Annotated in this window: 9 protein-coding genes and 1 pseudogene; 1 reads left to right on the top strand and 9 read right to left on the bottom strand. The window is 66.2% G+C overall.

What is annotated here, in order from left to right:
* Positions 1-188, top strand: a pseudogene (locus tag G3N99_RS29895) (A/G-specific adenine glycosylase); the annotation flags it as partial.
* Positions 189-405: 217 nt separating this feature from the next.
* Here the strand turns inward: G3N99_RS29895 and G3N99_RS29890 are convergent.
* The 9 genes from G3N99_RS29890 to lptC form a co-directional block, all read right to left on the bottom strand.
* Positions 406-1,041 carry an LON peptidase substrate-binding domain-containing protein gene (locus G3N99_RS29890; RefSeq protein WP_206124177.1) on the bottom strand — a complete coding sequence of 212 codons (636 nt, stop codon included), beginning with the start codon at positions 1,039-1,041 and terminating at the stop codon, positions 406-408.
* Between the two features lie 27 nt (positions 1,042-1,068).
* On the bottom strand, positions 1,069-1,977 hold the full coding sequence (gene rapZ / locus G3N99_RS29885; RefSeq protein ID WP_041492961.1) for an RNase adapter RapZ: 909 nt from the start codon (positions 1,975-1,977) through the stop codon (positions 1,069-1,071).
* 75 nt (positions 1,978-2,052) lie between these two features.
* Complete coding sequence (hprK, locus tag G3N99_RS29880) at positions 2,053-3,021, bottom strand: HPr(Ser) kinase/phosphatase (protein WP_011353227.1); 969 nt, start codon at positions 3,019-3,021, stop codon at positions 2,053-2,055.
* Between the two features lie 129 nt (positions 3,022-3,150).
* Positions 3,151-3,690 carry a PTS sugar transporter subunit IIA gene (locus tag G3N99_RS29875; RefSeq protein WP_011353226.1) on the bottom strand — a complete coding sequence of 180 codons (540 nt, stop codon included), beginning with the start codon at positions 3,688-3,690 and terminating at the stop codon, positions 3,151-3,153.
* Between the two features lie 168 nt (positions 3,691-3,858).
* Complete coding sequence (raiA, locus tag G3N99_RS29870) at positions 3,859-4,218, bottom strand: ribosome-associated translation inhibitor RaiA (protein ID WP_006477786.1); 360 nt, start codon at positions 4,216-4,218, stop codon at positions 3,859-3,861.
* Between the two features lie 158 nt (positions 4,219-4,376).
* Positions 4,377-5,882 carry an RNA polymerase factor sigma-54 gene (locus tag G3N99_RS29865; RefSeq protein ID WP_174945063.1) on the bottom strand — a complete coding sequence of 502 codons (1,506 nt, stop codon included), beginning with the start codon at positions 5,880-5,882 and terminating at the stop codon, positions 4,377-4,379.
* 159 nt (positions 5,883-6,041) lie between these two features.
* On the bottom strand, positions 6,042-6,818 hold the full coding sequence (lptB, locus tag G3N99_RS29860) for an LPS export ABC transporter ATP-binding protein (protein WP_174937845.1): 777 nt from the start codon (positions 6,816-6,818) through the stop codon (positions 6,042-6,044).
* Positions 6,815-7,480: a lipopolysaccharide transport periplasmic protein LptA gene (gene lptA, locus G3N99_RS29855; protein WP_166965034.1), complete on the bottom strand. Its 666-nt coding sequence runs from the start codon at positions 7,478-7,480 to the stop codon at positions 6,815-6,817. The genes lptB and lptA overlap by 4 nt, the downstream gene beginning before the upstream one ends.
* A 20-nt stretch (positions 7,481-7,500) precedes the next feature.
* Complete coding sequence (gene lptC, locus G3N99_RS29850; RefSeq protein WP_174937847.1) at positions 7,501-8,115, bottom strand: LPS export ABC transporter periplasmic protein LptC; 615 nt, start codon at positions 8,113-8,115, stop codon at positions 7,501-7,503.
* Positions 8,116-8,146: the final 31 nt, after the last annotated feature.

Here is an 8,146-nt window from a genome sequence, read left to right as displayed (position 1 = left end):
CGTCGGCCATGTCGCATTTCCGGCTCGAGATCGAGCCGCGGCTGAGCGACATGGCCGACGGTGGCGGCCTGCCTGCGGGCGCGCAGGACGCGGACACCGCCTGGGTGCCGCTGAGCCGGCTCGACGCGTATGGCGTGCCGGCGCCCGTGCGCAAGCTGCTCGATGCACTGAGCGGGCCGCTGCTGTAACGAGGGGGGAGGGGCGCGGCGCTTGCCGCGCTTTCAAGGAAACGTCGGGCGCACGTGGTTCTTCATGCCGACGGAAGTCGCGCTTGGTGGCCTTGCACGAAGTGGTCGTCTGGGCGGCGCTCCGAAAAACGCCGACCCGTTTTTTCGCCCGGAAGGAAGCCGTTCGTGAGACGCCATCTCGCGGATGGCTCGCGGGAAGCGAAAGGTCCCCGGCGCGCTACAACCAGCCGTGCCGGTCGAGCACGTGGTGCACGGCGTCGATGCGCGCGCCGACGTCCGGAAATTCCATCAGCTTCTGCCGCGCGCGCAGGTCGAGCGGCAGCAGTTCCGCGAGACGGTTCGACACCCAGCTCGGATCGTCGAGGTGGAACGGTTCACCGAACGGCATTTTCTCCGGATCGGACTTCTGCAGCGCGTGGATGATGCGCTCGAGCACCTCGGCGCACGAGCCGAACTGCGCGAGCGTCTGCTCGCCTTCGAGCGGGATGTCGTCGGGCAGCGGTTCCGCGATGCCGACCAGCAGCCCGTTGCCTTCGACGCGATATGACAGCAGCTCGAAACGCTGCGTGCCGACCGCCTGCAGGTACAGCATGCCGAATTCACCGGTATCGCATTCGGTGATGCGCGCCATGCAGCCGATGGTCTCGGGCACCGACACCGCGCCGTCCTGCGCGACTTCCGGTCCACTCTTCAGCAGGCATACGCCGAACGGTGCGTTGTCGCGCAGGCACGCGCGGGACATGTCGAGATAGCGTGCCTCGAACACCTTGAGCGGGAGCAGGCCCCCCGGAAACAGCACCGTGTGCAGCGGGAAGAGCGGCAGGTCGATCAGGGTGGTCGATAGGGAGGACATGGCGCGCTGATGAAGGGGCGGGCGTCGCTAGGGTCGGTCGACCTCGGAGACGAGCCGCGACGACGCGTCGACATCCACTGGCGCATCACGATGCCGCACGATCACGTTCGCCTCGTGCGCAAGGCGCGCGGCGAGCGTTTCCGCGATGAACACCGACCGATGCTGCCCGCCCGTGCAGCCGATGGCGACGGTCAGGTAGCTGCGGTTGTCATCGCGGAAGTGCGGCAGCCATTTCATCAGGAACGCATGGATGTCGTCGATCATCTGGTGGACGATCGGCAGTGCGTCGAGAAAGGCGATAACCGGCTGGTCGAGCCCGGTGAGCGGGCGCAACTCGTGGTCGTAGTACGGATTCGGCAGCGCGCGCACGTCGAACATCAGGTCGGCGTCGAGCGGCACGCCGCGCTTGAAGCCGAACGATTCGAACATCACCATCAGGTCGTTGTTCTTCTGCTCGATGAAGCGCTTGACCCACGTGCGCAGCGCGTTCGCGCGCAGCGTGCTCGTGTCGATCTGGTGGCCGAATTCGGCGAGCGGCGCGACGAGATGGCGTTCGCGCTCGATCGCTTCCTCGAGCGACGACAGCAGGCCGACGTCCGCGTCGTGCGACAGCGAGCCGGACAGCGGGTGGCGGCGGCGCGTCTCGGAGAAGCGCTGGATCAGCGCCTGGGTGCTCGCGTTGAGGAACAGCACGCGCACGTCGTGCTCGCGCGACAGGTCGCGGATCAGGCCGGGCATTTCGTCGAGCGACGCGCTCGAGCGCGCGTCGATCGCGACCGCGAGCCGGTGCTGGCCCTCTCCGGCGAGGTAGCGGGCGAGTTCGGGGAGCACGTGCGGCGGCAGGTTGTCGACGCAGTAATAGCCTGCGTCCTCGAGCGCGTTCAGCGCGACGGACTTGCCTGAGCCGGAGATGCCGGTGATGAGGACGATGCGCATGGGAAGCAGTGAATCCTGACGTTTCATCATAGCACCGGCCAGACGCGTCGGCGTTGCGTGGCCGGCGCGCGCGGGTTACACCAGTTTGCCGGGGAACTGACTGTCGGGATCTTGCATCGCGAGTCGTTGCCGATCCATGAAATCGCGCAATGTGTCGATTCCGCGCAACTGCAGGATCGTGTTCCGGACGGCCGCCTCGACGAGCACCGCGAGGTTGCGGCCGGCCGCGACCTGGATCGTGACCTTGCTGATCGGCAAGCCGAGCACGTCGACCGTCTGGCTTTCGAGCGGCAGGCGCTGGAATTCGCCGTCGGGGCGCCGCACGAGCTGGACGATCAGCTTCAGCTTCATTTTCCGCCGCACGGCGGTTTCGCCGAAGATCGTCTTGATGTCGAGCAGGCCGAGGCCGCGCACTTCGAGCAGGTTCTGCAGCAGCGGCGGGCAGCGCCCTTCGACGAAATCGGGGCCAAGTCGGACGAAATCGACCGCGTCGTCGGCGACGAGGCCGTGGCCGCGGCTGATCAGCTCGAGGCCGAGCTCGCTCTTGCCGAGGCCCGAATCGCCGGTCAGCAGCACGCCCATCCCGAGGATGTCGATGAACACGCCGTGCAGCGTCGCGCGCGGCGCGAGGATGCGCGACATGTAGAGCCGCAGGCTGTCGATCACCGCGGCGGCCGACATCGGCGTCGTGAACAGCGGGGTCGACGAGCGCGTGCAGCGCAGCACGAGTTCGGGCGGCGCAGCGGCGCCGCCGGCGACGACGAGGAACGGCGGTTCGAGCGCGATCAGCTCGGCCATGTGGCGCGAGCGGTCTTCGTCGGTTTGCCGCTGGTAGTAGTCGATTTCGGCTTCGCCGAGCACCTGGATCCGGTTCGGGTGGATCAGGTTCAGGTGGCCGACGAGGTCGGCGCTCGAGGTTGCATTGCCGACGGTGTCGGCCGAAAAGCCGCGCTCCCAGCCTTCATGCCCCGTCAGCCAGCTCAGTTTCAGCGTGGCCGCGTTGTCGTCGAAGATGCTCTGGGCGTTGATGCTGGACGTATCCATGACTCTCGTCACTCCAATGGGCCGGTGCGTGCGCGCGGCGACGGACGTCGCCATGCCGGGCCGGCGCCGGGCGGCCCTGAACGGCGGCGTGTGCCGCCGCGTACGGGAAAATAATCCGCCCGGATCAACTCAAGGTTGCCACTGAGTGAGCAGGCGATGCAACTCGGCGATATCCGTTTCGTTGTGCAGACGCTCGCGCGCGTCGCGATCGGACAGCAGTTGCGCGATTTCCGACAGGATCTCGAGGTGCTGTTGAGTGGCTTGCTCGGGCACGAGCAGGAAGATCAGGAGGCCGACCGGCTGGCCGTCGGGGGCTTCGAACGGGATCGCATCGGCGAGCCGGACGAACGCGGCGAGCGGGTGCTTGAGCCCCTTGATGCGCCCGTGCGGAATCGCGACGCCTTCGCCGAGCCCGGTCGAGCCGAGGCGCTCGCGCGCGAACAGGTTGTCCGTGACGGTGCTGCGGGCGATGCCGTTCTGATTCTCGAACATCAGCCCGGCTTGTTCGAACACGCGTTTCTTGCTGGTGACTGAGAGGTCGATGACGACGTTCTCTATGGGCAGGATTTTGGCTAGGCGATTCATGTTGGCAGGCGATTGGGCGGCCTGGGGTCTCCTTGCGGCGGCAGACTGATTATCCATGTTCGGCGATATCAAGGCGTTCGGCATCGGCAACCTGCAAGGCAGCTACCGCATCCCGCGCCCCCCGGCGATAACCGGAACATTATAGAGCACAGCCGCGTGCGTGGCGCAGCGCGGACGGACCGGTTGCACCACTGCGCGGAGTCGCAAAAAAAACGCCCGGCGAACCGGGCGACGTGTGTGTTGCGGTGAAGGTTACTGCGGCGGCAGTTCGATCTGGTCGATCGACGGTTGAAGCTTGATCGGGTCGTGCGCGTGCGTTTGCAGGCGCTCCATGTGCTTGACGACCTGGCGGTCCAGCTTGTCGATCAGCAGGTCGATCGCTGCATACAGGTTACCGTTCGCACTTTCGACGAAGATGTCCTTGCCCTTCAGGTGCAGGTTGATTTCCGCGCGCTGCTGCTTGTCCTTTTCCTTGTGGTTGTCGACCGAGAGGATCACAGTGCCATCGATCACCTGATCGCTATGCCGTAGCACCCGGTCCAGCTTGGTGATCACGTATTCGCGAATTGCAGGCGTGACTTCGAGATGATGTCCACTGATCTTCAGGTTCATAGTGCTTCTCCAAGCGAGTGACCACCCGGCCGCATCGAGGCGGCGCTCCGGTCGACTTGCCCGTGCCGCACGTGGCGGTGTATCGCGGACAGGTCGCCCGGCCTGTTCCCCGTATGCGCGGTGGCCGGAACACGCCTGCCGCCGGGCAGGCAGCAGGCTTAAAGAGACTTGCGCAGATTCACTGCCGGGATCTTGAGGGCTTCGCGATACTTCGCAACCGTGCGGCGCGCGACCACGAATCCTTGTTCTGCCAGCAGCTCGGCAATGCGGCTGTCCGAAAGTGGCGATTTAGGGTCTTCAGCTCCTATCAGTTGCTTGATGAGGGCTCGGATGGCCGTCGACGAAGCGGCGCCACCGGTGTCGGTCGAGACGTGAGATCCGAAGAAGTACTTAAATTCAAGCGTCCCGAACGGGGTCAGCATGTACTTCCCGGTTGTCACACGGCTGACAGTCGACTCGTGTAGGCCCAGCGTATCAGCTATTTCCCGCAAAACCAAGGGGCGCATGGCAATTTCACCGTGCGCAAAGAAGTTCTTTTGACGCTCGACAATGGCCTGCGCGACACGCAGGATCGTGTCGAATCGCTGCTGGATGTTCTTGATCAGCCAGCGTGCTTCCTGCAGCTGTTGCTTGAGCGAACCGGCCGACGGATCGCCGCGGCTGTTGCGCAGGATGTTCGCGTAGAGGTTGTTGATCCGCAGGCGCGGCACGACCTCCGGATTGAGCTCCGCGAGCCATCCCTGGCCGACCTTCTTCACCATGATGTCGGGCACGACGTAGTCGGCCTCGGCCTTGCCGTATGCGGCGCCAGGGAACGGCTCCAGCGAACGGATCAGCGAGTGCGCGTCGCGCAGCGCGTCGTCGCTTGCCTTCAGGTGCTTGCGCAGCCGCGTGAAGTCACGGGCGGCGAGCAGTTCGAGATGCTGCGACACGATCTCGAGCGCGAGCGTGCGGGTTGGGGACGGATCGAGGCGCAGCAATTGCAGCTTCAGGCATTCGGATGCCGAGCGGGCGCCGACCCCGGCCGGGTCGAAGCTGTGCAGCAGCGCGAGCGCCGCGTTCAGTTCGTCGCAGTCGATCTCCAGCTCGGGCGGCAGGTCGGCGAGCACTTCGTCGAGCGTGGCGGTCAGGTAGCCGTCGTCGTCGAGCGATTCGATCAGGAACATCACGAGCGCGCGATCGCGCGGGCCGGCCTGCGTGACGCGCAACTGCGCGGACAGGTGGTCGCGTAGCGACGTCGCCGCTTCCTGCACCTGCAGCGGCGGGAGGTCGTCGTCGTCGGATGCGCCGCTCGAGCGGCCGAACTCGTCGAGGTTCCACTGCGGGCCGTCGTTGCCGTCGCCGGAGCCGTAGCCGTCGTATTCGTCCGCGCCCGCCGGCTCGTCACGCTCGGCGCGGTCGCTCGACGAACTGCTGCTGTTCGTCGCGGTGGGCTCGGTGTTCTGCGCGGGAGGCGTCTGCGCGATCAACGATCCGTCCGCTGCGACGCGCAGCGGGCTCGCGATCCATTCGTCGTCGTTCTCGAGCAGCGGGTTCTGCGCGACGGCCATCGCGACTTCCTGTTGCAATTCGAGCGTCGACAACTGCAGGAGCCGGATCGACTGCTGTAGCTGGGGCGTCAGCGCCAGATGTTGCGACAGGCGGAGTTGAAGGCTGGCTTTCATGGCAAGGAGGGAGTCATACCGGCAGTTTGCCACGACCCAGGCGCGTTGAGCCATCCGCGATTACGCGCGGCGCGCCGCCCGGCCGCGGGCATGGCCGCGAAGCGGGGCGCGGCCCCGCGCGGCGACGCCGGGCGGGGTGCAGCCAGCCACGAGGAAGAGTTACATCCGGAAGTGTTCGCCGAGGTACACGCGGCGCACGCTTTCGTTTTCGATGATTTCGCTCGGTGCGCCGGCGGCAAGCACCGAGCCGTCGCTGATGATGTAGGCGTGGTCGCAGATGCCGAGCGTTTCGCGGACGTTGTGATCGGTAATCAGCACGCCGATGTTGCGCTGCTTCAGGAACTTGACGATCTTCTGGATCTCGAGCACCGCGATCGGGTCGACGCCGGCGAACGGCTCGTCGAGCAGGATGAAGTTCGGGTTGGTGGCCAGCGCGCGCGCGATTTCAACCCGGCGCCGTTCGCCGCCCGACAGCGACAGCGCGGGGTTCTCGCGCAGGTGACCGATCTGGAGTTCGTCGAGCAGTGCTTCGGCACGCGACGTGATCGCGTCCTTCGACAGCCGCTTGCCGTCTTCGCCGTGCTGCAGCTCGAGCACCGCGCGGATGTTTTCCTCGACGGTCAGCTTGCGGAACACGGACGCTTCCTGCGGCAGGTACGACAGGCCGAGCGATGCGCGCTTGTGGATCGGCAGCAGGCTGATCGAGCTGCCGTTCAGCGAGATCTCGCCCGCGTCGAGCGGCACCAGGCCGACGATCATGTAGAACGACGTGGTCTTGCCGGCGCCGTTCGGGCCGAGCAGGCCGACGACTTCGCCGCTCTTCACGTCGAGCGACACGTCCTTGACGACCGTGCGCGAGCCGTAGCGCTTCTTCAGGTTGCGGACGACGAGCGAGCTCGTCGTGCCGGCCGGCTGGCGGTTCGGTAGCGCGTTCATTGGCCCGGCGCTCCCTGGATCGTGGTCGACGGCGACAGCTTTGCCGGCGCGCCGTTCAGCGGCGCGGGACCGCCGTTCTTCGGCGACAGCATCGCGCGCACGCGGCCGTTCGGGTTGCCCGGCGCGGCGACGTCCTTGCCGCCCTTCGCGGTGTAGAAGTCGCGCTGGCCGTCGTACGTGATCACGCTGCCGTGCACGGTATCGGCGATGGTCGACGTACCCTGCAGGCGGCGCACGGTCGCGGCGGTGGTCAGCGTGGTCAGGTCCTGCTTGCCGTCGTAGTCGATGCGCTCGGCGTCGCCGTCGATGTACTCGTCGAGGCCTTCGCGCTTCTGGCGGAACGTCGCGTGCTTCTTGCCGCTGCCGAACGAAGTGGCGTACTGATAGCCTTCCGGGTCCTGGCGCACTTCGACGCGATCGCCCTTGATGATGATCGTGCCCTTCGTGATCACGACGTTGCCGGTTGCGACCGTGACCTGCTTCAGGTCGTCATAGGTCAGGTTGTCGGCCTCGACGTTGATCGGCTTGCTCTGGTCGGCCTTCTCGGCATGGGCGAGCGGCGCCAGCCCGACCAGCGGGAGCGCCACGAGCGTCGCGGCGAGCGCGGCGCGGACGGCGCGCGCAGCGCCGCCGGAAATCTGTCGAGGGAACGGTTCGTTCATGCAGTCACGTGAGGGATGCGTCACTTGGGTTGACCTTTCGAGCCGCCGGACGTGTCCGCCGCGGCGATCGTGCCGCGCACGTTGCCGTAAAGCTCGATGACCCGGGTGACGTTGTTGTACTTCATGCCGTCGGTCGCGTTGACGAGCGACAGGCCGCGTTGGAGTTTAACCGGCTTTTCGGTCTGGATCACATCGTCATTGACGAAGATCCGGAAATGCTGGGAATCAGCCTGCATCTGTGGATCGCCGCCGCCGGCCGCGCGCAGGATGCGCGCGTTGTCGTACAAGTCGACGATCGACACGTCGCCGTTGACGGTGCCGCGCTTCGAGGTGGTCGTCACGACCGGCTTGCCGGGCTGGAACGCGCGCATGGCCGGATCGGTCAGGTCGCTGTCCTCGGTGTCTTCGTAATGGATCAGCTTCGCGGCCGTCAGCCGGTACTGGGTCGAACCGGACTGGTCGAGCTCGGTGACCGAGAAGTTTTCCGCGAAATAGTCGGGCGTATGGCGCTTCGGCTGCACGGTGCCCTCGCCGGGCGGCGGCAGCGTGGCCTGCAGCAGCCACCAGGTGATGCCCGCGAGCGCGGCGACCGCGGCGAGCGGCAGCAACTGGGTCCAGCGGAAATGCTTGTTCATCCGTCAGGCTCCGCAGGCGGCCGCGAGCAGG

Source organism: Burkholderia sp. Ac-20392, from assembly GCF_017104585.1.
Taxonomy (GTDB): Bacteria; Pseudomonadota; Gammaproteobacteria; order Burkholderiales; family Burkholderiaceae; genus Burkholderia; species Burkholderia lata.
Note: the sequence above shows the minus strand (reverse complement) of the source record. Positions and strands in the feature narration are given on the sequence as shown.

Bases quoted from the DNA above. Each gene is read 5' to 3' on its own strand.
- lptC (WP_174937847.1), bottom strand. From the start codon at position 8,115: ATGAACAAGCATTTCCGCTGGACCCAGTTGCTGCCGCTCGCCGCGGTC.
- lptB (WP_174937845.1), bottom strand. From the start codon at position 6,818: ATGAACGCGCTACCGAACCGCCAGCCGGCCGGCACGACGAGCTCGCTC.
- raiA (WP_006477786.1), bottom strand. From the start codon at position 4,218: ATGAACCTGAAGATCAGTGGACATCATCTCGAAGTCACGCCTGCAATT.
- G3N99_RS29890 (WP_206124177.1), bottom strand. From the start codon at position 1,041: ATGTCCTCCCTATCGACCACCCTGATCGACCTGCCGCTCTTCCCGCTG.
- hprK (WP_011353227.1), bottom strand. From the start codon at position 3,021: ATGGATACGTCCAGCATCAACGCCCAGAGCATCTTCGACGACAACGCG.
- rapZ (WP_041492961.1), bottom strand. From the start codon at position 1,977: ATGCGCATCGTCCTCATCACCGGCATCTCCGGCTCAGGCAAGTCCGTC.
- lptA (WP_166965034.1), bottom strand. From the start codon at position 7,480: ATGAACGAACCGTTCCCTCGACAGATTTCCGGCGGCGCTGCGCGCGCC.
- G3N99_RS29865 (WP_174945063.1), bottom strand. From the start codon at position 5,882: ATGAAAGCCAGCCTTCAACTCCGCCTGTCGCAACATCTGGCGCTGACG.
- G3N99_RS29875 (WP_011353226.1), bottom strand. From the start codon at position 3,690: ATGCCGAACGCCTTGATATCGCCGAACATGGATAATCAGTCTGCCGCC.